Below are 24,406 nucleotides of genomic sequence, written 5' to 3'. Positions count from 1 at the left end.
GAGCAGGCGCGACGGGTGCGCGCGGAGATCGCCGACCGCCTCGGGGACGTCGCCCGAACCCGCTGCGGTCCGGGGACGGACCGGTCAGGGGACGCGATCGACGGTAAGGAGACGCTCGGCGCGCAAGCCTCGGGAGCCGGGGCCCGATCCGCTCGGCCGCCGCGGGCGATCCCGGCTGCCGCGCCGGCGATCGGCCGGCGGGACGGGTCAGGCCGCGACGAGCGGCCTGGAGGGCGCCCGGTGACGTGACGCTGGAACCGCCGCGCCGGCGGGCGGCCCGCGGCGGGCGACGGCGTGGCGCAGCAGGCCCAGCCGGGGGCGGGCGATCGGGTCGGCCCGTCGGGGACGAACGACGCCGGCGGCCGGCGCCGGCATGATGCCCGGCACCCGTGCCCCACGGGGCCGCCAGGTCAGCAGCCGGCTGGCCGCGTCGAGCACCCGTGCCCCCCGGCGGACCCACCACAGGGTGAGAGCTGCGGCCACGGCGTGGGCCAGCGGCATGGCGGCGGCCAGGGCCACGGCCGACGCCGGCGCGTGCCCTGGCATCGGTCCGGTCGCATCCCTGGACACGGCCCCCGCGATGGGTCCCGGCGTGGCCCCGGCCGCCAGGGCCGCCGCGCCGTGGCCGCCGACGGAGCCGGTGGCCCGCTGGGCGGCGAGCCGGCGAGCGGCGGCCAGCAGCGCCGGATCGACCCGTGCCAGGCCCAGGTCGAAACGCGCGGACAGGGCGGCCGGCGCATCCGCGCGGCGCAGGGCCGCCGCGGCGGCACCCGTCATGCCCGGCGCGGGGATGCGGTCGTGGCAGAGCAGGATGTCGGCGAGCAGACCCGCGCCCGGGCGGCCGCGCGCGAGCCCGGCCGGCCCGGTCCCACCGCTCGCGCTGAGAGCGAGGGCGCCGTGCAGCAGGGCCTGCACGGCCAGCAGCCCGCCGAACGACCGCGGACCGCCGATCCGCCGCGGCGCGGGCGCCGACGCGTGGTGACCCGCGCGCGGCGGCCGGCGGACCGGGTGCGATGTCCGGCGGACCGGGTGCGATGTCCGGCGGGTCGCGTGTGACGTGTGGCGACTCGTGGCCGGCGAGCGACGGGTGGTCAGCGACAGGTGGACGACCTCGCCGATGGCGGCGAGCAGCAGGGCCGCCGCCGTGACCGCGGCCAGCACCCGCGCCGAGGGCGCCGGGCCGGCGAACGGTGCGTGGGCCAGCAGCGCGAGCCCTACGGCCGGGATCGCGAACGCCACGCCGGCCAGCGCCGCGCGCGCGACGGCCGCCCGACGCTCGGGGTTCCACCGGCTGGCATGCACGGACCTCAGCGTAATGTCCGCCGTCCCGCCGCCGTCGGTGCGACCGGCCCGTCACGGTGGTGCCGACCGGCCCGATCCGGGCACGCCGACCGCCCGCTCCGGCCGCGCCGAGCTGGTCGCCGTCCGCGGTGGGGGCCGGCGTGAGCTGGGCGGGGCGGTGATCCGGGTGGCCCTGAGAGGTATGTCCGCGCGATCCGCGCGACGTTTCACCTCGCCGGGGGGTGGTCGGTCTGGCACGATCGGAGCAGGCTGGCCGCACCCGATGTGGGGCGTCCGCGGCGCGGCGTCGAGGTGGTCGACGTCGTGTCGCGTACCGCGTGGCCGCCATCCGCACCGGACGAGAGGGCGAGATCCGTGCCGCAGGACCCGGCCGTGATTCAGCGGCAGATCGAGGAGACCCGCGCCGAGCTGGCCGACACGATCGACGCCATCGCGGAGATTGTCAGCCCGCGCCGGATCGCGGAGCGCGCCCAGGACCAGCTGCGCGTGCGCACCGCGGAGCTGCGCGCGCGCTACGGCCCGGCGCTGGGCATCGGTCCTGGTTCCGGGGCCCCGGCCCTGCCAGCCGTAGCGGACGGGCTCGCCGGAGCCGAGGGGCCCCTCGGCGCGTACGGGTCCGCTGGGGTGGCGCCGGGCGGGGGCGCGGCGGTGGTGCGGGTCGTGCGCTGGGACCGGGTGGCGCTGGTCGGCGGCGGCCTGCTGCTGTTCGCCGGCGGGGTACGCCGCCGGCGGCGCCGCTCCGCGCGGCGTTGACGGGCGCGGACGTCCCGCGCGGACGGATGGTGCTGCTGCGCCACGGGCAGACGGCGTGGAGCCGCGACGGCCGGCACACCGGCCGCACCGACGTGCCGCTGACGCCGGAGGGCGAGCGGCAGGCGGCCGGGCAGGCGGCGCGGCTGGCGTCGTGGTCGTTCCCGCTGGTGGTGACGAGCCCGCGCGTGCGCGCCCGGCGCACCGCCGACCTCGCCGGACTGGTCGTGCCGACGGTGGGGGAGCGGGTCGTCTGGGACGAGCTGGCCGAGTGGGACTACGGCGAATACGAGGGGATCACGACCGCGACGATCCGTGAGTCGGTGCCGGGCTGGACGGTCTGGGACGCCCCGGTTCCCGGTGGGGAGACCGCGCAGCAGGTCGCGGCGCGCGCCGACGCGGTACTCGACCGGCTGCGCCCCCGGCTGGCCGGTGCCGACGTGGCGCTGGTCGGGCACGGCCATATGCTGCGGGTGCTCATCGCCCGCTGGCTCGGCCTGCCGCCGCGCGCCGGTGCCTGTCTGACGCTGGCGGCCGGCGGCCTGTCGGTCCTCGGCCACGAGCATGAGACGCCCGTCGTCGAGGCCCTCAACCTGCCGGCCTGAGCGAGCCCGCCGGCGGCGGGCACCGGGACGGCGGGCTCGCTGGGCGAAGGCTCAGAGGTTGCCGGACCGGCGCAGACCCGCGAGGGCGACCACGCCGGGGATGACCGGCAGCCAGAAGGTGATCACCCGGTAGACGAGGACCGCGGCGAGCATGACCGCCGCCGTACCGCCCGCCGCCGCCAGCCCGAAGGCCAGCGCCGGCTCCAGCGCGCCGACTCCGCCGGCGGTCGGCGCGGCCCCCGCCACCATGGAACCGACCAGGTAGACGGTGGCCACGGACATGAAGGTGACATCGCCGCCGAACGCCCACACGGTGCAGGCGAGTGCCAGGATCTGGGTGAGCCGGGTGGCCGCCTGGGACAGCAGCAGCATCGTCGCGCGGCCCGGCGAGTGCGCGAGCACCGACAGGTGGCCGCGGAAGACCCGGACCGCTGGCCGCGCCACGGCCCGCACCCGCGGATGCGCCACGGTGCCGGTGACCGCCGCCGCGACGATCACGCAGACGATCACGCACGGCCCCGCGCCGACGTCGTGGATGGTGGAACGCACCGGGCTGATCACGGCCGCCCCGATCCCGGTGCCGCTGAGCGTCCCCGCGACGATCACCAGGCCGAGCAGGTGGGACACCGCCCCGGCGCCCTTGATCGAGGCGATCGCCGCCAGCGCCGCCGGCCGGGTCATGCCCTGTTTCTGCAGGTACCGCAGGTGGATGGCGATCGCGCCGAGGCCGGCCGGCACGATCCGGTTCGTCGCGGCGGCCGCCACCTGGACGCCCGTCACCGTCCGCAACTCCAGGCGCAGCCCGCTCGCCGCCCGCATCGAGAGCCCGTTGGCGATGTAGAACACCACGGTGCACCCGGCGCACGCGGCCAGCCAGTGCCAGCGCGGCGCGGGCACGCCGGACAGGCGGGAGGCGGCGTCCCCGCGAAAACGCACCACCAGGACGACGAACAGGGCCGCGACGGCGACGGCGAACAGGGCGGAGCGCCGCCGGGATCGCCCCCGACCGCCGGCGACCGCCAGCGGCTCGGCGAAGACATGGTGATGCTGATCGGCCTCGACGACGGCGACCGCGGTACCCGGGATGACCGGGGCGGCCCGCAGGGCCGCCGAGCGCGGGACCTGTGCTGCCGGGGACTCCTGGGCCGTCATGGCCGGGGCGGGCGGACTGTCCGCGTCGAGCAGGACCAGGATCTCGATGACAACCCCCGTTGGACCGCAGCCGTGGTCACGCTCATGGAGAAGGAGACGCGTGTCACGGTACGCGAGTTGCCTGAACAACGCCTGAAGCGGGCGCGGTCGCGAGCTGTCCGCTGCCCGTCCGTGACCTGCGTTCCGGTCAAATCGCTGGTCACAAGGCCCGGGGCGGCCGCACGCCGACCGGCCTGGTCGGGCGCCGCGCCGGTCAGGAGCCGCATGCCGCCTCCAACGAGCCCTCCTGCCGCGGCGGGTCGGGCTGGCGGGGCAGGTCGAACCAGACCTGTTTGCCCGGGCGCTGGTCGTCCTGGACGTCGTCCACACCCCACTGCAGGGCCAGCGCGGCGACAAGATGCATGCCCCGCCCGGACTCGTCGTCCTCGCCCGCCGGCCTCAGCGCCGGACGCAGCGAGCTCCCGTCGTCGACCGTGATGCGGATCCGATCGATCCGCAGGGCGACGGTCAGGCACAGGGCGCCGCGATCCCCGATGAAGCGCACGGCGTTCGTCACGACCTCGCTGACGAGAAGCTGCGCGACCTCGATGGTCTCGGCGCGGTTCCAGGCGGCGAGCAGTTCGGCGACCAGGCGGCGGGCCCAGCCGGCGGCGCGGGGGTCGGCGGGCAGGTCGAAGCGCGCGGTCAGTGCTCCGGCCACGCCTCACCTTCCGTGGGATCGAACGGGACGACCTCGATAGTCCGATGTCGTCCTCACGCCGGGCGAGGTGCCCGGCGTCGCGTACCTGCCACATCGCCCGGCGCCTCAAACCTGTACGCCTGTGGCCGCGGCTCGGCCCCGCGACCCGGTGCCGCCCCTGGATACCGCGCCCGGTGCCGTCCGCCGCCGCGACGCGCCGCGGGCGGGGGGACCTCCTGGCGTCCCCGCGCCGCCCATCGTGCGTCAGATGACGTCGATGCCGTCCAGGACGGACCCCCGGCGTGCCAGCCATGCCTGGGTGACCTCGTCGACCTGTCCCTGCTCGATGCGGGCCGCGGCCGGCGACAGGCCGTTGTTGGCGGGCTGCGCGGGCATGGTGAGGTCGTCGGGATGCGGCGCCGGGCGGCGCGCCGGCTCAGCGTGGGACGGGCCGCCGGGCGGACGCTGGTCCGCGGCGCGGCGCGGCGCGTTCGGGACGCCGGAACCATGTGTCCCGATCGGACCACGCCCGGGGTGCGCCGCCCCGGTCCGCGGGTCGTGCCCGCCGCGTCGATCGTCCGGCGCCGCGGCGGCTCGCTCCGCCTGGGACGGCGAGTACGGTGACCGGCCTCCCACCGGCGCCGCCCCGGCGGGCGGGCCAGCTCGCTCGGCGGCACGGGCGCCGTCGCCCGCCCCGCCTCGGCCCGGCCATCCGGGCGGGCCGCCGTTGCCCGCGAACGGGGCGTCGGCACTGCTGCCGCCCGGCCCCATCCCCCGGCCGTCGGGGCCGCCGGTCCGCGCCGCGGCGTCGCCCGGATACCGCTGTCCTGGCCAGCCCTCGCCGGCGCGCACCGCGGCCAGGTCGGCCTGGGCCGCGAGCTCGACCGGCCCGGAGATCGGCGGCACCGGCCGGGACGCGGGCACCGCCGTGCCGTCCGGGTACCGGGGCGGCGCGCCGCGGTCCAGCGACGGCGCCGGCATGGCCGGATCGGGCTGGCCATGCCCGCGCCGGCCGTCGGCCGCCGCCGGATCGGCGGCCGGTATCCGGGGATGCGCGCCGGTCGGACGCGGGGGAACATCCCCGGCGCCCGCGGGGCGCGTCGGTGGCATGCCGGGCGGTGAGAGTCCCGGCAACCCGGCGCCCGCGGAGACGGGACGCTCCCGGCCGGACTCCCCGGCGATCGGGTATGCGCCCGTGGCCCGTGGTTGACCAGCGGACGGACGGGCCTGGGTGCCCGGGCCGCCGGCGATGTTCGCGGCGGCCGGGGCATAGCCGGGCGGCGGCCCCTGCGGCGGGCCGGCCGGATGGCGGGGGGCGTCGGTCGGCGGCGCACCCGCCGGACGGGCGGCATCGGGCGCGGCGGGCCGGCCCGCGGGACGCTCGTCCGGTGCGGCCGCCGGCCGCCCGGTCGGCGGGGTGACCGAGGGCAGCCGGGGCACGGCCCCGGTGGAACGCGGCGTGCCCGCCCCGGCAGGTGCCCGGGGCGGGCCCTGCGGTCCGGCGCCCTGCGGTCCGGCGCCCTGCGGTCCGGCGCCCTGCGGTCCGGCGCCGTTGTGCGCCGCGGCGGGCACGTGGGGAGGAACGTGGGCGGGCGGCTGCGGCTGGGGCGGAATGCCCTGTTTCATGGAGATGTGCGAGGGAATCGCCGGGCCGGTCGGAACGTGCGCCGCGGCCGGCGTCTGCGGTGCCGGGTAGCGCGGCTGGGGGGCCGCGGCGGGATCGGGTGGGTCCACCGGGCGCCGCTGGTCGCGACGGGTTCCGTCGACCGCGCCGTCGTCGTGTCGCGGATCGTCGCGGCGGCGCTCGTCCTGCCGCCCCGCCGTGTCGTGCAGCCCTGCCTCGTCGTACCGGGCGGCGGTGTCGTAGCGCGCTCTGTCGTCGTACCGGGCCTCGTCGTACCGGTGTTCGGCGGGCCGTGTGTCCGTGGGCCGCGCGTCGTCGTACCGGGCGTCGCCGTACCGGGGTTCGTCGTACCGCGGGCCGGCGGGCCGTGTGTCCGTGGGCCGCGCGTCGTCGTACCGGGGGCTATGACGGGGGTCGATCTGGCGCTGGTTGTCGAACGTCGGGTCGGCTGGCCGCGGGTCGGCGAGGTGGGCCTGGGTGGGACGGGGGTCCTCGGCGCGGATGTCGCCGTAGCGAGCTTCGTCGGGAGAGCCCGCGCCGTCGCTGGCGGCCAGCGGGGATGGAGCCGATTCGGCGACGGGCAGCGGCAGGATGCGCGCCTTGGGCGGGGGCATGGGGGCGAGCCGCGATGCCGGGAGGTCCTGTTCCGCGCCGGGCAGGGGGCGGCCGTCACCCTCGACGTCCTCGTCGCTGTCGGGCGCGTCCGGCGAGATTCCGGTGATGGCGACGATCGAGGCACAGGGCCAGAGCCGGTCGCAGCTCAGGCAGAGGTCGAACTCATTCGGCTGATGCAGATCTATAAGCGTGATCAGTGAATAAATGTGTTCGATGATCTTCGGGCCGACCAGGACCGGCCCACGCGCAATGACGTCGAGCTCCGAGCGTAGTCGCCCGTGATATTGCTCGACGTCAGCAAGGCGCGGATCGTCCATCACAGGCAGCATGCACCATAGCGGGCGACGGGGTGCGAACGGCGTAGAACCAAGGAGGGAGCCGTCACGGCCTTCTCACGTTCCGCGTCCGTGCGCGGGATGTCAACGAGGCTCAGGGTCCCGCATTCCTCACCTGTGGTGAGGGTGGGGCCGGATCGGGCGCGCGCCGACCGCGTCGCCACGCCGGCGGACTGGCGGCGGCCGCGGTGGGGACGGTCGAGTGCCAACCGCTGATCAGGAGCGGTCCGGCCGGACCTCGTCGGTGCGGCGCACCTGGCGCATGAGCCCCTCCTGCAGGCGCGCGAACTCCTCGATGTAGGGACTTTCGACCCCTCCGGGGGCACCTTGCGGCTCCTTGCCTGTCGCAGAGCGGTCGAACGGCTCGAAGCCCGCGAACTGGCCGCCGGCGCCCGGCGGCATCCGGTCCTGCTGCCCGTCGAAGGCGGGGTAGTGCCCGGCGCCGTTCGGCGGGAGACCTCGGTCGCCCGGCGCGTCATAGCCCGGTCCGTAGGGCGGCATGCTGGGGGCTACTGGCGCGGCGGGACGCTCCTGGCCGCTGTCGAACGCCGGGTAGTGACTGCCGTTCGGGGATGGCGGGCGCTCGGCCGCGCCGCTGTCGTACCCGAAGGAGGAGCCGTTCGGGCTGGTCGCGCCCGGTGCGATGGACAGGGGGGCACTGCGCATGGCCTCACCCGCCGCCTCCGACTGATCCGTGGACAGAAAGCCCTCCGACGCCGGGTAGATACGCGCCGAGAGGCTGACCGACATCGGATCGCTGCCGTAGGTGATGACGTCGACCTGGTCCTCGGCGCTGATCCCGCCGTTGCGGGCGAGGTCGACGAAGCGGAACAGATCGGCCCAGCGCAGACCATCCAGATCGACACTGATGCGCAATGCCATGGTGGTGCCCCATCCCTGAGGTTCGTTACGTGCCGACGGTTACCTGGGCGCCAACGGACGATCGAGAGGTGCCACGGCACGCCACCCGTCAGCGCCAGCCCGGGCAGCGATGGGCGGCAGCTTATACCCCGTTGGGACAGCATTCCCCCTCCGGGGAGGTTGAGTGCACTCTGCGAGCTCTGCTGGTTATGTGGCGGTTGGCGGATTCGGTACCGGCTCATGACGGGCCGTCAGGCGAGCGGCCCGTGCGGGTGGATCCGCTGTGTCGGGTGACGTTCCCCTGACATGCGGCCATGGTCGGCCGTGTGGGTGACGGTGCCCGGGGGGCTCGGCATCCGGCTGGCCGGACCACGCCGTCGGGGTGGGCCGGGACGGGAGACGAGCGGCGGGCGAGGGGGTGCCCCGGGCCCCGGTCCGGGCGGGTAGTGTCCGATCCTGTGAGCGTTGTGTCCGGCGGTGTCAACGGCAGTGGGGTCAGCGGCATGGGCACGGCGGTAGGCGTGACCCAGGCTGGCGGCCTGCCGATCCGGCTTCTGCACGACCGTGTGCTGGTCGAACCCCGTGAGGACGCGGTGGATCGCCGCTCCAAGGCGGGCATCGTCATTCCGCCGACCGCGCACATGGGCAAGCGGCTGTCCTGGGCCGACGTCGTGGCGGTCGGCACCGCGGTGCGCACCATCCAGGTGGGTGACCGGGTGCTGTTCGACCCGGAGGACCGGGCCGAGGTGGAGCTGCATTCGACGACCTACGTCCTGCTGCGCGAGCGGGACGTGCACGCCGTCGCGGCCGAGCGGCTCGACGACGGCCTCACCGGCCTCTACCTCTGACCCGCCCGGTGCCTGGGGCACCGCTCACCTGACCACCCGGTGCCACCCCCGTGGCCGAATGGTGTACGGTGCCGCATCGATCGACAAACGGGCGACCCGCCCGGGTCGTGGCGTCCGGTCGTGAATGTGGTGGGAGAGACACCGCGCCGACCGGTCACCTGTCTGGCCTGACGCGGTTGTGGCCCGTATCCTCTGCTCGGCTTTGGTGATCCGCGTTCGGCCGGGACCCTTGGCTGTGGCGGAGGCGCCAGGAAATGCGGACATAAGGCGCGGCATCCCCTATTTTCGGGGTTCTTGCGTACCGTGGCCGACCGATGTCCTGGGGTGCCGTGTTGAATGGCCCCCCGTGTTCGGTGGTACCCGGTACCCATCGGTGGAGTCAGCCAGTGGGCGAGCGACGGTAGGGAAAGGGAAGGGGAAGGGGACGCATGGCGCGTGACTTCGACGCTCGGCGAAACGCGGATGTCGAGGAGGACGAGCTTCAGGAGCAGAGCCTGGAGAACCTGAAGGCGCAGCGTGCCGGTGCGGCGGCCGATCTCGGGGACGACATGGACGCCCTCGAGGCCGAGCTCGACCTGCCCGACGCGGATGTGCGCGACGAGGAGCTCTCGCTGCGCGTCCTGCCACGGCAGGCCGACGAGTTCACCTGCACCAGCTGCTTCCTGGTGCAGCACCGCAGCCAGCTCGCGGACCCGCGCCGCGTGGTCTGCTCGGACTGCGCGGCCTGACGGGCACGGGCGATCGGCGGCCGGGGTGTCGGCGGCGCGCGGCCGGGTCGGTCTGACCGGGCGGGCCCCGTGACAGGCGCCCCGCCGCCCGGCCCGGAGCCCGTGGCTGTGGGCGAGGCCCGCTCGAGGGCGAGTACGGGACGGCGCGTCGCCGCCGCGCTGGCAACGCTCGCCGCCGTGCTGGTCGTGTACTACTGCCTGCCGTTGCGCCACGCGCCGGGGGGCTTCGCGCTCGGCCTGCGGATCTTCGGTCTGGTGGCCGGGCTTGCCCTGCTGGGCTGGCTGTTCGTTCGCCAGGTGGCGGCCGGGCGGCGGGAGACGTCCGCGCGCTCTCGCTCCGCCTGGCTGTTCGCCGGGATCTGCGTGACGGTGGTGCTGTTCGCCACCACCTATTACTCCCTCGCGTATTACGGCCAGGAGATGGCGGGAATCCGCACCCGGACCGACGCCCTCTACTTCACGGTGACGGTGCTGACGACGGTCGGATTCGGCGACATCCGGGCCGTGGGCCAGACCGCCAGGGTCGTCGTCACCCTCCAGATGGGCTTCGACGTGTTGTTCGTCGCCACGGCCGGGTCGGTCCTGCGGGCCACCGGCCCGCGCTCGCCGGCCTGACCGCCCACCGCGCGGGACGTCGGCGCGTGCGGCCCGGATCCCGGCCGGGGTGTCCCGCGATCGACGGACGTGTGTGGCGAGTCGTCCGGAGCCGCCCTCGGTGACCACGCGGCGGCCGGCTTCTCAGGGTCACGTAGCCGTCACCGCGGGTTGCTCCCGCGTCCAAGTACCTGTACCACTACCCAGGGCAGTGTTGTCGTGGGGGTGGTGTGGAGTGCTCGACGAACAGTCACCGGGACCCGGTACTGTCCCGTCCCGATCACTGGCGCCCGGCCCCCGCACCGACGGCCTGATCTCGATGCAGGCCCATCAGCCCACCGACGACGGCATCGAGACCAGCGCCCGCGGCGTTGCGGACACAACGCCAGGCGGGACCGGCACCCGTCTGCCCCTCGTGCACGGCCACTTCGTCGCCCCACCGCTGCCGTCCGGCTTCCTCGACCGGCCCCGGCTGCGGACGCTGCTCGACGACGCCGTCACCAGCGTGCTCACCGTCGTGCGCGCCCCGGCCGGCTGGGGAAAGACCGCCCTGCTGGCGGCGTGGGCCGCCGCGCGATCGAACCAGACGCCGCTCGTGTGGATCAGGCTGGATCCGGCGACGGCCACGGACGCGGGCCACGGCGTGACCCTGCCCCTGTGGCCGCAGCTGCTGCACGGGTTCGACCGTGGCGGCGTCCTGCCGGTCGGCCACGATCTGACCGCTCCGGACGATCTCGGCGGGGACGCCGCTGGTGGCCCCGGTGGCCGCGACTACCGGCGGCTCGCGAACCTGCTGGTCGGGCTGCCGGGCCCTGTCGTGCTGATCCTGGACGACGTCCAGGTCCTGCGCCGGCCGGACGATCGCCACGGTCTGGAACTCCTGGTGAACGAGGCCGGCGACCAACTGCGCACGATTCTGTGCGGGCGGGTGGTGCCCCTGGCGCTGCACCGGTTGCGCGCGGCCGGGCGCATCACCGAGATCGGCCCGCACGACCTCGCCTTCACCGAGCCGGAGAACGTCGACCTGCTGCGGGCGCACGGGGTGAGCACGACGGAGCCGGCCCTCGCCGATCTCCTGCATCTGACCGAGGGCTGGCCGGCGGGACTGCGCCTGGCCATGGCCGCCGTCGCGGCCCGCGGCCCGCGGCCCGGTACGGGCGAGATCCCGGTGGCGCCGCCGGGCCCCACGTCGAGGGCGGCATCCATGCCCGTGCTGCCGTCGCTGGCCGACGTACCCGAGGTCGCCGAGTTCCTGCGCGCCGAGCTGCTGGCCCGCCATCCCCCCGCCGTGCGCCGGTTCCTGCTGCGCACCAGCCTGCTCGACCAGGTCAGCACCCCCCTGGCCGACGCCGTCGTCGGCGAGCGGGTCCGCGTCGCGCCGCTGGCCGGCCACGACGCGGTCCCGCCGCAGTCCCCGGCCGCCGGGGCGGCGTGGGCACCGGGCGTCGTCCCGGAGCCGGCCCGCGCGCCCGGGCCGGCCGCCGCGCCGGTCCTGGCGGCGGGGTCGCACCGGCCCGACGACGCCCAGGCCCGGGCATTCGCAACGATCCCCGGGCCCGGGATCGCGCCGAGCCTCGCCGCGGGGACAGGACCCGGACCGTCGCCGTCGCCGTCGCCGGAGGCGGTGGCCGGCATCGAGCCGCTGGTCGCGCTCGCCGAGGACGGCGGATTCGTCCTCCCGGTCGACGCGGACGGCGACTGGTTTCGCTACCACCGTCTGTTCGCCGCGCTGTTGCGCGCGGACCTGCGGCGGGACCGCACCGAGGACGTCGACGAGCTGCATCTGCGGGCCGCGCTGTGGTTCGCCGCGCACCGCCGGCCGGCCCAGGCGGTCCGCCACGCGGCGCGAGCGGGCGACTGGTGGTACGCCTCCTGCCTGTTCATCGAGCGCGCGGCGAGGACGGAGGGGATCGTCGGGGCCCGCGCCGAGCGTGAGGCCGCGCTGGCCGGGATCCCGGCGTCGGTCGCGAGCTGGTCACCGGAATGCGCGCTCGTCGTCGCCGCCGGCCATCTGGCGCAGGGGCGGGTGGCCAAGGCGGTGGGCTGCCTGGAGACGTCCCGTCGCGCGATCGCGGGCGAACCCGCCTCGCCGCGCCGCCGGGCGCTGGCCGCGCAGGCGGATCTCGTCGACCTGCACCGCGCGGAGCTCGTCGGCGACGCCGAGGAGATGCTGAGCGTGGCTCGGCGGCTGCTGCGGCCCGGGGACCAGGACGTCGACCGGGGCGACGGGCGAGCCGGGGAGGTGGTGGCGGCGCTGGCCTGGTGCGGGCGGGGGCGTGGGGAGCTGTGGATGGGCCGGCCCGAGGCGGCGATCGAGGCCCTCACGGTGGCGCTTGACGCGGCCCGCCTCGTCGGCGCCCGGACGATCGAGACATCCGCGGCCGGGGCGCTGGCACTGGCGCTGGCACTGCGGGGCCGGTTGCGGCTGGCGGAGTCGAGCGCGGCCGGCGCGCTCAGCGGCGCCGCGGAGGCGACCGGTGCGGACCCGACCTCGGCGGGCGTGGTCGAGGCGCGGCTCGCCCTCGCCCTGGTGGCCCTGGACCGCTCTGATCGGGGCGGGGCGGCGCGACACCTGGACGCCGCCCACGCCGGGTGCGGCCCAGGCCTGCCCGCGCACCTGCTCGATCTCGTCGCCGTGGCACGGGCGCGGGTGTGGTGCCAGCCGGGGCGGACCGAGCAGGTGCGGGCCGCCCGCCGGCTGCTCGGCGGGCGTGGGCGGCCAACGGGACCACCGCTGTGCCTTTCACTGTGGCGGTCGGTGGAGGTCGATCTGCTGCTCGCCGCCGGGAACGCGCAGGCCGCCCGGCAGGCGTTGGGCCGGCCCGCCGAGAACCGGCGGTCGGACCAGATCATGGCCCTGGCCACCGCGCGGGCCGACCTTGCCTGCGCCGACCTCGACGCGGCCGAGGAGGCGGTGTCGGCGCTGCTGCGTGCCGACGGTGGGGGAGGCGGTCCCGTGGTCTCGGCCTGCGTTCTCGCGGCGATCGTCGCCGCTCGGCGGGGCGATCAGGCGCGAGCGACCGGGCTGCTGGCCCGCGCCCTCGCCCTCGCCGAGGACGAGGGCCTGACCAGTCCCTTCCTCGACGCCGGGACGGAGGTGGCGGCGATGCTCGCGGCGCACCCGGGCCTGGCCGCCGCGCATCCGGACTTCGTCGTGGGCCTGCGGGCGGCCGCCGAGGCCGGCGAGGTGGGCGGGACGCCGTCCGTCGTGAGCGCCGAATCGCACGCGGCGCGGGTCGCGGGCGCGGCGTCGCCCCGTTCCGCCGCCCCGCGCACCGCCGCCCCCGCGCGCACCTCCTCGCCCGTCGATCCGCGTACCGGACCGCTCGTCGGTCCGCGTGCCGCGTCGCTCGGCGGTCCGCCTGCCTGGAACCCTCCGCCTGCCTGGAACCCGGGGACAACAGGCGGTCGGATCGGGGGGCCGCCGGGGATGGCACGGCCGGGGCGGCAGGCGCCGCACGGTCCGGGGGCCCCGGGCGCTGCCGGCGGCGCGGTGCCGGCCAGCCCGCCGCGCGTGCATGGGCCTTCGGTTCCCGCCGACCGCGGCCATCGGGCGCCGCCGATGCCGGGCCGCGCCGGCGCCGACCAGCGGATGACAGCCGTGCCGCGAGCCTGGGCGGCGGATTCCGGGCGGCGCCGGACGGCCGGGCCGGCCGCCGGGGACCGGCTCAGCGAGCGCGAGCTGGCGGTGCTCAGCTATCTGCCGACGATGCTGACGACCGCGGAGATCGCGGCCGAGCTCTACGTCTCCGTGAACACGGTGAAGACGCATCTGAAGAGCATCTACCGCAAGCTCGACGTCCCCCGGCGCCGCGACGCCGTCCACCGGGCCCGCGAGCTGCATCTGCTCTGACCGGTCGCGGTGGGCCGGCCGGGAGCCCCGGTGATCGGTCAGTTGCCGAAGGTGCGGCGTTCCAGATCGAGGTAGGGCGACCGGTCCGGACAGTCGGGCGGCCGGGGAGTGGTGGCGGCCTCGTCGGTAGCCTCCGGCCGGGTCGGCGGAATCGTGGGGGCTGGCGGACGGTCGCGAGCCGTTCCCGGCCCGGGCAGGGGAAGCACCGCCCGCAGCACACAGATGGCGGCGATGACGATTCCGGCGACCATCAGGATCAGGCCCAGAACCGGGAGGTCGATTCCGGCCAGCCGCCAGGTGAGCGCGTATCGGAGGGCGGCGCCGACCACAATAAGGAAGACGGACAGGCCGAGGGTCATCGCTCTTCACCTCGTTCGTCCCGCGCGCCCGCGGCGGTCGGCCGTCGGTGGCGGAAGGCGGAATCGGTGGCGCGGGACCGGGTGAGGTCCGCGCGAATCCGGCGGAGGAAACGCGGCGCGGGCACGGACGGCCCACAGTGAGAGACATTGGGCAGGTACGGCTCCAGACGGGTGCGCGGCCCTCCTCCGGCCGGCCGTGGCGTCTCTCCGACTACGGAGAGCCTCACCTCTCCCTACCCTCGGTGCTGTTGACCATGCGGATGGCGCAGGTGGTCGCCGCTTAATCACCCCTCGTGGAGGGGGCCTCGCGGTACGGACGACGGCCGGACGGGCGGGGCACTCGCCCGGAAGGCGTGCCGCGGCGCCGTCGACGGCGGGCCGGACCACTCGTCTCCACCGTGGGGGTAGCCCATTAGGGGGAGGTGGCCGTGCGGGGAAAGTCACCCGAGGTGTCGGCGCGGCGCGCCTGGGTGGCGAATGCGGCGAGATATGGCCGGTTGGGGGCGTGTTTCTCCCACTTGTGGGGTGGGTTTGACTGGTTGGTAAACGAGGGGTGTGGGCTACTGCTGGCGTAGCGAGGGAGGCGGGCCCTACGCTTGCCGAACATGTCCAGCTTCACCGGAATTCACCCCGGTGGAAAAAGCCACAGCCGGGCCACCGCCCGGTGCGATTCTGAGTCTGACCCCCCGGAGGCACGCGTGACCGACCGAGTTCCCCGCTCGACCGATGCTATCGGCGAGGACGTACCCCATCGGCCGCGAATCGGCGTGACCGTCGACACATCCACTGACATAGGCGTCGCGAGCCGGCTTGCCAGGCGAACCTCGATGAACTCGCCCGTACCGCCGACCGCGCCACACCGTTCCGCGGCTCCGCGGCATCCCGCACCGGCCACGGGCGCGGGAGGCGCTGCTGCGCGGCCACTGTCTCACACCCGGGCCACGCCGCCGATGGCGGGTCCCGCGATGGGCCGCGGTGAGATGCCCGGCGCCGCCCCGCGGGTGGCGCCCGGAACGCAGCTGCGCCCCAGTGTCGCCGCCGCCCGCGCCGGCGGCGCGGCGCCGATGCCTCGCGACCTCGCCCTCGGCGCCGCCGAGCTGCGGGGCATCCTGCGTGTCGTCGAGGACTGCGAGCGGGCGTCGTCGCTCGCCTCGTTCCGGGAGCTGGCGCTCGACGGCATGGCGCGTCACCTCGGCTACCGGCATTCGGCCTTCTTCCTCGGCTCCTCCATCGAGACGGCCTTCCAGGACGCCCGGCCCACCGGCCGCGGTCTCGCGCTACGCCTGGCCGGCCCGTATATGGAGCGGTACCGGGAACTGGAGGCACTGAGCAACCCGGAGAGCCTTCGCTCGGTCCGCGAGCGGGGCCTGGCGACCCTCGACGACCTCGGCGTCCCGGAGCGGCCCGAGGTGCGGATGCGGCTGGAGCGCTTCCTGCGCGCGCACGGGATCCACGCGAAGCTGCTCGTGCGGCTGTTCGGCCCGTCCAACGTGGGCGCGCTGATCTCCCTGCTGGACTCGCGTCCGGGCGCCTTCGGCCCCCGCGATCGCGCGGTGGGCGCGGTGCTGGGACGGCACCTCGGCAACCTGCTGCGCTTCTACATCCGCACCGACCCCGGTCCGTCCGTCGCGGGACGGCTGTCCGCCCGCGAGCGCGACGTCGTGCGGCTCGTCGCCGAGGGCCGGTCGAACCGGCAGGTCGCCGAGGCGCTGTGCATCAGCATCGACACGGTCAAACACCACCTCACCCACGCCCTGGTCGCGACGGGCTGCACGAACCGGACCCAGCTCGCCATCGCCTGGCAGCGGGAGACCAGCGCCTTCGCGCCGCCGAGTCCGCCGCGGCCCTGAGCCGGGCGCCCGCCCGGCCCGAGAACCCGACACTGACAACCTGACGGATGGTCGGCGCTGACGGCCTGCCGACCGCACGGCCTGCGGGCGCGCACGCACTTCGGGTGCGCTCGGCCTTCCGGCCCGCGCGTCCTTCGGCTCGCATGGTTCGTCCGCGCCGCCGGCCCTGGCGCCCGGCTCGCGCCGACGGCCGGTCAGCGCCGACGCGTCGTCGACCCCACCGCTGCTCCGCGAGATCCACCGCGGGTGGCGGGCACCTTCGAACCTCGCCACCCGCGGTCGAGCCGCGCCCGCGTGCTCCCCGTGCCGCGCGGCCGGCGCCCATATCATGGGCGCCGGGCAGACAGTGGGTGATCGGTGCCGTGATGTCCGTGATCCCCTGCCGGTGAGCAAGCGGTTGGGCGCCGGATGATCCTCGTCTGAGTGGACGTCCACCCTGGGTGGCAGGCGCCGCCGACCGCCTTCCGCGGTCCGCCGAGACGGCCGCCCCCTCATGCCGTATGAATTGGCGCGATTCCTCGCGCGCGGGTGATCGACCGTGCGATCATTTCCCCTATCCGCGGGTGCCACCTCGCTCCTGGTTGCGCAGCGCTCTTCGTGGCGTCCGCGCCCCGGTTGAGTCAGCCGGTCGATGTGTTCCGCCCTCGCCGGCCTTCCATGCCATTGTTCGGCGGCCTCTTCGCGTGCCCGGGATGCGGCCCGGGGGAAGGCGTGCGGGCCGCGGCCGCTGGTCGCGGCCCGTCTGTCTCTCACCGTGTGTGACCGATCTTCGTCGCGCCTTTTCCCGGCTGACGGCGGCGCGCCGGCCACCGCAACGTCGCCGCCCGCGGATCACGGCGGTGTCCGGCGGCGGGTGCGCGGTGCGGTCCCGCCCAGTTCGGGCTCTCTGCGGGATGGCCCGGCATCCTGGGCCGGTGTGCCCTCCGGAACCCGTCATCGATCATGGCCGGCGCGGCGACACCGCTGTGGCAGCGGAGGGTTGGTCATCGAGACCGCCCTGGTCACACTTGGTCAACTGGGATGATCCCAGGCATGGGCGCGCCCGAGCCGCCGCCGGGCGCCCAGGCGCCATGATCTCTCCTGGGTCGGGACCCGGAACTTCCACTTTGGTGGTTTCATACCGAATGCGCCGCATATGGGGCCTGTGTCATGCTCGCTGTGGCGCGTCGTAGCGGGCCGATCCGGCTAGGTGGTTCGGGGCAGGGTTGCCTCCCTTGACGGGTCGGTCGCGCTTGCGATCGATGGCACACTGTGACTAGGTTGGCTTGCGTCTCTGCCGGGCGGCCGGGTGGTGAACGCGGCCGGCCCGGTCGTCGGTGACTGACCCGCCGACGACACGCGATCGATTTCCAGGCGCCCTGGCCGCCCAATGGCGGATAACGGCCGGGGCACGGGTGTCACTGCCGATTTCCGCTGGTGTCGATCGAGTGGGCGTGGGAGTGCCGAATATTGGCTCGCCGCGCTGACCGCCACGTTAGCGAGCAGAAGCCGAACGAAAACCATCTGATCAGGAGGTCGGGATACCGGCCGGCGTGATACCAATTCGTAACCTCCGGCGGGCGCCGCCGGGATTGATGACGTCGCCCGGTGCACATCCATGCGGGCTCTGCGTAATCCCATCGGTGACATCGGCGACGATGTCCGGCCTGGGCGAAGCGTTGGCGGGATGGCCAGCCGACCAGGTCATGACAGCCATCGCAGGGCTCCGAGGAGTATGCGATCACGTCTGTGCTCTGCCACCATGCAGTGATCCGCACCGAGCCGACTAGTATTCCGCGCACGTTGACGATGCCGAGTCGGCTAAGCACGACGGCGCCCCGGAGGGCCGGGCGCGCCAGTTCCACGAGAGTTGTTGGGGGTCCGTTCGTTTTCCGCGTAGTCAGGACAGATACAGCTTCCCCGGGACGTCTGTCGCCCAGTGGCGCCGGCCAGGAGGTCGCCGATGATGTGGGCCATCCTGTCGTTGGGAACGTGTCCCTCACGTTGGTTTGGTGGGTGAACCTCTTGTTCGGGATCTGGCCGTGCGCCGCCGTGCTGGCGGGCCGCGCGGTGTGGGTGCCGGGCCGGTCGCGCGACCGAAGGACCATGGCGGGCCCCCTGAACCGGACTAGTACATCGCCCTCGCCGCCCTTCCCCAGGTCGCGACCTGCCAGGAGGACCTGCCGATGACCACCAGGCTCCGCCCACCACCCGCCCGTATCCCCGCCGGACCCACCGCGTCCGACCCGCTCGCCGCACGCGAGCTCGTCGTCGTGATCACTCCGTTCGCCCAGCCCAGCGCCGCGCTCGTCGCCGCCGTGACGCGGGCGGGCGGCCTCGGCGTGCTGGACCTGGGCCGCTGCGCGCGCCAGGCCCGCCAGGCCCTGCGGGACACGGCCCGCTGGGCGCCGGGACGCTTCGGGGTGCGGGTCGCCGCCGGCTGCCCCCTCGACCTCGACGCGCTGCCCGAGTCCGTCGACCTGGTCGTGCTCACCGCCAGCCCGGACGCCGGGGACGGCGCGGGCGGCGCCGGTCCGGCCGACGGCCCCGAGCCGGTCACCACGGTCACCACGGGGGAAGCCGCAGGGGCGCGGTGGTCCGTCGCCGAGCTCGTCCGCGGCGGGCGTCGGGTCTGGGCGGAGGTCACCTCGGTCGGCCAGGCGCGCGCGGCCGTCGCCGCCGGCGCCACCGGGCTCATCGCCCGCGGCAACGAGTCCGGCGGGGCCGTCGGCGAGCTGACGACGTTCACCCTGCTGCAGCACCTGCTCGCGGACCGGCCGTGCACCGCCGCGGGACAGGCCGTGCCCGTGTTCGCCGCCGGCGGGATCGGTCCCGCGACCGCGGCCGCCGCGGTGGCCGGCGGCGCCGCGGGCGTCGTCCTCGACTCGCAGCTTGCGCTCGTCCGGGAGATGGAGCTGCCCGAGCCGGTCGCCGCCGCCGTGCGGGCAATGGACGGCAGCGAAACCGTCCTGTACGCCGGCCATCGGCTCTACACCCGGCCCGACCTGCCCATCGCCGCCCTCGCCGGGCGCACCGACCGTCCCGGTGAGGGTGAGCTGCGCGACACCGGCGGCGAACTCGCCTCCGACGGCGCCCTCGCCCCGGCAGCCGGGTCCAGTCCCGCCGCGGCGTCCACGCCCGCCGGCGCGGACACGGCGGGGCAGGTGGCGGCGCGACTGGGCGGGCGCGACCTGGTCGGGCAGTTCCTCCCGATCGGGCAGGACGGGGCCTTCGCCGCCGCCCTCGCCGACCGCCACGTCACCGCCGGTGGTGTCGTCCGCGCCGTCCGGCAGGGGATCCGGGACGGCATCGCCGCCGCCGCGCGGGCCCGGCCGCTGGCCGCCGGCTCGCCGCTGGCCGCGGCCCACGGCCTGCGTCATCCCGTCGCGCAGGGGCCGATGACCCGGGTCAGTGACCGGGCGGAGTTCGCCCGTGCCGTGGCTGACGGCGGCGGCCTGCCGTTCCTGGCCCTCGCCCTGCTGGGCGGCGACGACACCCGCGAGCTGCTGACCCGCACCCGTGCGCTGCTGGGCGACGCGCCCTGGGGAGTCGGCATCCTCGGGTTCGCCCCGCCGGAGCTGCGGGCCGCCCAGCTCGCGGCGGTGCGCGAGGCCCGGCCCCCGTGCGCGATCATCGCCGGCGGCCGGCCCGCGCAGGCGGCGCCGCTGGAGGAAGCCGGCATCGACACCTATCTGCACGTGCCCTCGCCCGGCCTGCTCGGGCGGTTCCTCGCCGACGGTGCCCGCAGGTTCGTCTTCGAGGGCCGGGAGTGCGGCGGCCACGTCGGGCCGCGCTCCAGCTTCCCGCTGTGGGAGGCGCAGATCGCCGGCCTGCTCGCCTACGGCGAGTCCGCGGCGGCCGGGCCCGACTTCTTCACCGAGCTGCACCTGCTGTTCGCCGGCGGGATCCACGACGCCCGGTCCGCCGCGATGGTCGCCGCCGCGGCGGGACCGCTCGCCGAGCGGGGCGCCCGCGTCGGCGTGCTGATGGGCACCGCCTACCTGTTCACCGCCGAGGCGGTCGACGCGGGCGCGATCCAGGCGGGCTTCCAGCAGGCGGCGCTCGACTGCGAGCGCACGGTGCTGCTGGAGACCTCGCCCGGCCACGCCACCCGCTGCGTCGAGTCGCCGTACGTGCGCACCTTCCTGGAGCGCCGCCGGGAGCTCGCCGCCGCCGGCACCCCCCGCCAGCGGATGTGGGAGGAGCTGGAGGGGCTCAACCTGGGCCGGCTGCGGGTGGCCAGCAAGGGGCTGCGCCGCGACGGCGGGCGGGTCGTCACCGTCGACGCCGAGACCCAGGCGCTGGAGGGCATGTTCATGATCGGGCAGGTCGCGGCGCTGCGGTCCGTGCGCACGACGATCGCCGCGCTGCACGACGAGGTCACCACCGCCGCCACCGACGCCCTCGACGCCCGCGCGACCGACCTCGGCCTCACCCCCGCCGCCGACGCCGCTTCCGCCCGTGACACCGAGAGGGCGGTGGGCAGCGTGGCGCCGCGGGCGACGGCCACGGCGCGACCGGATCCGGCCGCCGCGGCGGCGGCGAGCGGGCGGGCGCTGGATATCGCCATCGTCGGCATGTCCGCGATCTTCCCGGACGCGCCGGACCTCGACACGTTCTGGGCGAACATCATCGCCGGCGTCGACTCGATCCGCGAGGTGCCCGCCGACCGCTGGGACCCCGAGGTCTACTACCGCTCCGACGCCCTGGTGAAGGACGCCGGGCGGCACACCCCGTCGAAGTGGGGCGGCTTCCTGCCGCCCGTCCCGTTCGACGCGTTGGCGTACGGCATTCCGCCGCGGTCGCTGCGCAGCATCGAGACCAGCCAGCTGCTCGCCCTGGAGGTCGCCGCCAGGGCGCTGCGCCACGCCGGCTACGACACCGCGCAGAAGGACGGCGCGCGGGGGGCCGCCGGTGAGGGACGGCCGTTCGACAGGTCCCGCGCGTCCGTGGTGTTCGGCGCCGAGGCCGGCACCGAACTGTCCGGCGCGTACGGCATGCGCTCGATGTGGCCGGGCCTGTTCGGCGCGCTGCCGCCCGAGCTTGAGGAGTTCCTGCCCGAGCTCGACGAGGACTCGTTCCCCGGCATGCTCGCGAACGTCATCGCCGGGCGGGTCGCGAACCGGCTCGACCTTGGCGGGGTGAACTTCACCGTCGACGCGGCCTGCGCGTCGTCGCTGGCCGCCCTCGACGCGGGCTGCAAGGAACTCGTCGCCGGCAGCTCCGACCTGGTGCTCGTCGGCGGGGTCGACACGCACGCCGGCGCGCACGACTTCCTGCTGTTCTCCTCGGTGCACGCGCTGTCGCCGGGCGGGCGCTGCCGCAGCTTCGACGCCGGCGCCGACGGCACCGGCCTCGGCGAGGGTGTCGCCGTCGTCGTCCTCAAGCGGCTCGCCGACGCCGAGCGCGACGGCGACCGCATCCGCGCCGTCATCCGCGCCGTCGCGGGCTCCTCCGACGGGCGGGCACTCGGCCTGACCGCGCCGCGCCAGGCCGGTCAGGTGCTCGCCCTGGAACGCGCCTACGCGCGGGCGGGTGTCTCGCCGGGAGAGATCGGTCTGCTGGAGGCGCACGCCACCGGCACCGTCGTCGGCGACCGCACCGAACTCGCCACCCTCACCGAGATGTTCACCGACAACGGCGCCACGCCCGGTGGCTGCGCCGTCGGCTCGGTGAAGTCGCAGATCGGGCACACCAAGTGCGCCGCCGGCCTGGCCGGGCTGATCAAGGTCGCGAAGGCGGTCGAGACCGGCGTGCGCCCGCCCACCCTGCACATCGACACCCCGAACGCCTACTGGGACGCCGAGACCAGCCCGTTCTACTTCGACGAGGCGGCCAAGCCGTGGGCGGCGCCGGCCGAGCAGCGCCACGCCGGCCTGTCCGCGTTCGGGTTCGGCGGAACGAACTTCCACGTCGTCCTGTCCGCCTACGACGGCGGTCCGGAGCCGGCGCACGGCCTGGACCAGTGGCCGGCCGAGCTGTTCGCCGTCCGCGGCGCCGACCGGGCGGCGGCGACCCGGGCGCTGGACCGGCTCGCCGCGCTCGTCACCGCGAACGACGCCGCCGGGCGGCCGCTGCGGCTGCGCGACCTCGCTCGCACGACCAGTGCCGCCGGCGGCGGGCCGGTGCGTCTCGCCTTCGTCGTCGACGACCTGGACGGCCTGCCCACCGCGATCGAGGCGGCCCGCACGTTCACGCCGAACCCGCGGGATGGGCTGTTCGTCCGCGACGACGACGCCGAGCCGGGCGCGACCGCCTTCCTGTTCCCCGGGCAGGGCAGCCAGCGGCCCGGGATGCTCGCCGATCTGTTCGTCGCCTTCCCCCGGCTGCGGGGCGTGCTGGAGCTGGCCCCCCAGTGGGTCGACACGATGTTCCCGCCGGCCGCGTTCACCCGGGAGGCCCGCGGGGCGCAGGCCGCGGCGATCACCGACACCCGCGCCGCCCAGCCGACCCTCGGCCTCGCCGGCCTCGCCATGCACGACCTGCTCACCAGCCTCGGCGTGCGGCCGGACCACGTCGGCGGCCACTCGTACGGCGAACTGGTCGCGCTGTGCGCCGCCGGCGCGCTGGACCGGGACGACCTGATCGGGCTCAGCGAGGCGCGCGCCGGAGCGATCCTCGACGCCGCCGGTGACGATCCCGGCACGATGGCCGCCGTCGCCGCTCCGGTGGAGCGGGTGCGCGCCGCGCTCGCGGAGCTGGGGCCCGCCACGTCCGTCGTCGTCGCCAACCACAACGCCCCCCGGCAGAGCGTGATCTCCGGCCCGACCCAGGCGGTGGCCGCGGCGATCGACGCGCTCGACCGCGCCGGACTGCGGGCGAAGCGGATCCCGGTCGCCTGCGCGTTCCACAGCCCCGTCGTCGCCGCCGCGGCCGCCACGCTGGCCGCTCGGCTCGAGGACATCGAGATCGACCCGCCGCGCCTGCCGGTGTGGGCCAACACGACCGCCGCGCCCTATCCCGCGTCGCCGGACGAGGTTCGGGTGACGCTCGCCGCCCAGGTGGCGGCGCCGGTGCGGTTCGTCGAACAGATCGAGTCGATGTACGCCGCGGGGGTGCGCACGTTCGTCGAGGCGGGCCCTGGCCGGGTACTCGCCCAGCTCGTCGGCAAGATCCTCGACGGGCGGCCGCACCGGGTCGTCGCCACCGACGTCGCTGGCGAGCCCGGCCTGCGCCGGCTGCTGCTCGCGCTCGCCGAACTCGCCGCCGCCGGCGTCCCGGTCGACCCGTCGCCCCTGTTCGCCGGACGTGACGCCCGCGTCGTCAGCGCCGCCGACATCCCGCGCCGTCCCGGCTGGACCGTCGACGGGGCGTACGTGCGCACCGCCGACGGCGCCTTCCTGCCCGGTGGGCTGCGCCCGGCGCCCGGATTCGCCCGGGCCGCGGCCGCGGCCGGCGCCGACGGCGGTCGGTCGGCGCCGGCGGGCGGGCAGGCACCGTTGCCACGGGCTCGGCCGGGAGGAGCCGGATCACGGCCGTCCGCCGCGCGGGCGCCCGGCGCGCAGCTGCCCGAGATCGTCGGGGTGCGTGGCTTCGTCCCGCAGGACCCGGGCCCGCCCAGCGCCCTCGCCTCGGCGGACGTCCCCAGCAGCCCGGCCGTCCCCGCCGGCCGGGGCGGGCCCGCCGGGGCGGCCGGGCCCTCGACATCGGATGTCCTCGCCGTCCCGACCTCACCCGCGAACCCCGGCGTTTTCGCGAACCCGGGCGTCCTCGCGAACCCCGCTGTCCCCGCGTATCCCGGTGTCTCCGCGGACCCGAGTGCCCACGCGGACCTGGCCGTTCACGCGGACCTGACCGACGACCTGGCGGCCCTGCCCGCCGACCTGCCCGAGTTTGGAGGTGGCGGCCAGGTGGAGGCCGTGGTGCTGGACTTTCTGCGGACGACCCGGGAGCTGGTCGCGGCGCAGCGGGACGTGATGCTCGGCTACCTGGGCTATGACCCTGGCGGCGTCGCCCGGCCGGCCACGTCCGACGGCGCCGGCCACCCGACCGCGGCCACGGTCCCCGTCCCTCCCGCGAACACGGGCCCTCAGCCGGCCGCCGCCTACCCTGCCGCCGCCTACCCGGCGGAGGCCGGACTCGGTGCAGGGTCCGTCGTGCCGCGGCAGGCGGGGCCGGGTGCCCACCCCGCGCCGCCGGCGCCCCGGCCCGGGTACGCCGCCGAGCCCGCCGCCGCGTATCCGGTGCCGACCGCGACCGCCGCGCCGGCGACTCCTGTGCCGGCGGCTGCCGTGCCGGCTGGTGGGGCGTCGGTTGCTGGTGGCTCGGTGGG

14 protein-coding genes are annotated in these 24,406 nt (G+C 75.8%); 8 read left to right on the top strand and 6 right to left on the bottom strand.

All coding sequences use genetic code 11. From position 1 onward, the window contains the following. Positions 1–207: 207 nt before the first annotated feature. Positions 208–1,302, bottom strand: a complete 1,095-nt coding sequence (locus tag C1A33_RS26100) for a hypothetical protein (protein ID WP_207770512.1) — start codon at positions 1,300–1,302, stop codon at positions 208–210. Positions 1,303–1,656: 354 nt separating this feature from the next. On the opposite strand from C1A33_RS26100, the gene C1A33_RS26095 reads away from it, so the two are divergent. Together C1A33_RS26095 and C1A33_RS26090 are read left to right on the top strand one after the other, a co-directional pair. Continuing rightward, the gene (locus tag C1A33_RS26095) at positions 1,657–2,055 is read left to right on the top strand and encodes a DUF3618 domain-containing protein (protein ID WP_101834208.1); all 399 of its coding nucleotides are present in this window, start codon (positions 1,657–1,659) and stop codon (positions 2,053–2,055) included. Positions 2,056–2,081: 26 nt separating this feature from the next. After that, entirely contained in the window at positions 2,082–2,657 is a 576-nt protein-coding gene (locus tag C1A33_RS26090) for a histidine phosphatase family protein (protein WP_101834192.1), read from the top strand. 51 nt (positions 2,658–2,708) lie between these two features. Here C1A33_RS26090 and C1A33_RS26085 read toward each other — a convergent pair whose 3' ends face one another. The 4 genes from C1A33_RS26085 to C1A33_RS26070 form a co-directional block, all read right to left on the bottom strand. Beyond that, entirely contained in the window at positions 2,709–3,938 is a 1,230-nt protein-coding gene (locus tag C1A33_RS26085; RefSeq protein ID WP_165818596.1) for a lysylphosphatidylglycerol synthase transmembrane domain-containing protein, read from the bottom strand. Positions 3,939–4,062: 124 nt separating this feature from the next. Beyond that, on the bottom strand, positions 4,063–4,509 hold the full coding sequence (locus tag C1A33_RS26080; RefSeq protein WP_101834190.1) for an ATP-binding protein: 447 nt from the start codon (positions 4,507–4,509) through the stop codon (positions 4,063–4,065). Positions 4,510–4,752: 243 nt separating this feature from the next. Then, on the bottom strand, positions 4,753–7,044 hold the full coding sequence (locus tag C1A33_RS33875; protein WP_115538017.1) for a hypothetical protein: 2,292 nt from the start codon (positions 7,042–7,044) through the stop codon (positions 4,753–4,755). Positions 7,045–7,278: 234 nt separating this feature from the next. Further along, positions 7,279–7,944: a hypothetical protein gene (locus tag C1A33_RS26070; protein ID WP_101834188.1), complete on the bottom strand. Its 666-nt coding sequence runs from the start codon at positions 7,942–7,944 to the stop codon at positions 7,279–7,281. Between the two features lie 437 nt (positions 7,945–8,381). Between C1A33_RS26070 and C1A33_RS26065 the strand changes: the two genes are divergently transcribed. The 4 genes from C1A33_RS26065 (at position 8,382) to C1A33_RS26050 (ending at position 13,946) form a co-directional block, all read left to right on the top strand. Then, entirely contained in the window at positions 8,382–8,771 is a 390-nt protein-coding gene (locus tag C1A33_RS26065) for a GroES family chaperonin (RefSeq protein WP_101834186.1), read from the top strand. 428 nt (positions 8,772–9,199) lie between these two features. Beyond that, a complete protein-coding gene (locus C1A33_RS26060) occupies positions 9,200–9,499 on the top strand; it encodes a DUF4193 family protein (RefSeq protein ID WP_101834184.1) in 300 nt (99 codons plus the stop codon). 102 nt (positions 9,500–9,601) lie between these two features. Further along, positions 9,602–10,114 (top strand): potassium channel family protein, encoded by a 513-nt coding sequence (locus C1A33_RS26055; protein ID WP_243407961.1) that lies wholly within the window; start codon positions 9,602–9,604, stop codon positions 10,112–10,114. A gap of 214 nt (positions 10,115–10,328) precedes the next feature. Beyond that, positions 10,329–13,946 (top strand): winged helix-turn-helix domain-containing protein, encoded by a 3,618-nt coding sequence (locus tag C1A33_RS26050; RefSeq protein ID WP_101834182.1) that lies wholly within the window; start codon positions 10,329–10,331, stop codon positions 13,944–13,946. 38 nt (positions 13,947–13,984) lie between these two features. Here the strand turns inward: C1A33_RS26050 and C1A33_RS26045 are convergent, their stop codons facing one another. Beyond that, positions 13,985–14,305 carry a hypothetical protein gene (locus C1A33_RS26045; RefSeq protein WP_101834180.1) on the bottom strand — a complete coding sequence of 107 codons (321 nt, stop codon included), beginning with the start codon at positions 14,303–14,305 and terminating at the stop codon, positions 13,985–13,987. A 965-nt stretch (positions 14,306–15,270) separates the two neighbouring features. Here C1A33_RS26045 and C1A33_RS26040 point away from each other — a divergent pair. Both C1A33_RS26040 and C1A33_RS26035 read left to right on the top strand, forming a co-directional pair. After that, positions 15,271–16,155 carry a helix-turn-helix transcriptional regulator gene (locus C1A33_RS26040; RefSeq protein ID WP_101834178.1) on the top strand — a complete coding sequence of 295 codons (885 nt, stop codon included), beginning with the start codon at positions 15,271–15,273 and terminating at the stop codon, positions 16,153–16,155. Positions 16,156–18,320: 2,165 nt separating this feature from the next. Next, positions 18,321–24,406: type I polyketide synthase (locus C1A33_RS26035; RefSeq protein WP_101834176.1), on the top strand; the 6,086-nt coding region annotated here is incomplete at its 3' end.

The organism is Frankia canadensis (assembly GCF_900197875.1).
Taxonomy (GTDB): Bacteria; Actinomycetota; Actinomycetes; order Frankiales; family Frankiaceae; genus Frankia; species Frankia canadensis.
This window is presented reverse-complemented; position numbering and strand designations above follow the sequence as displayed.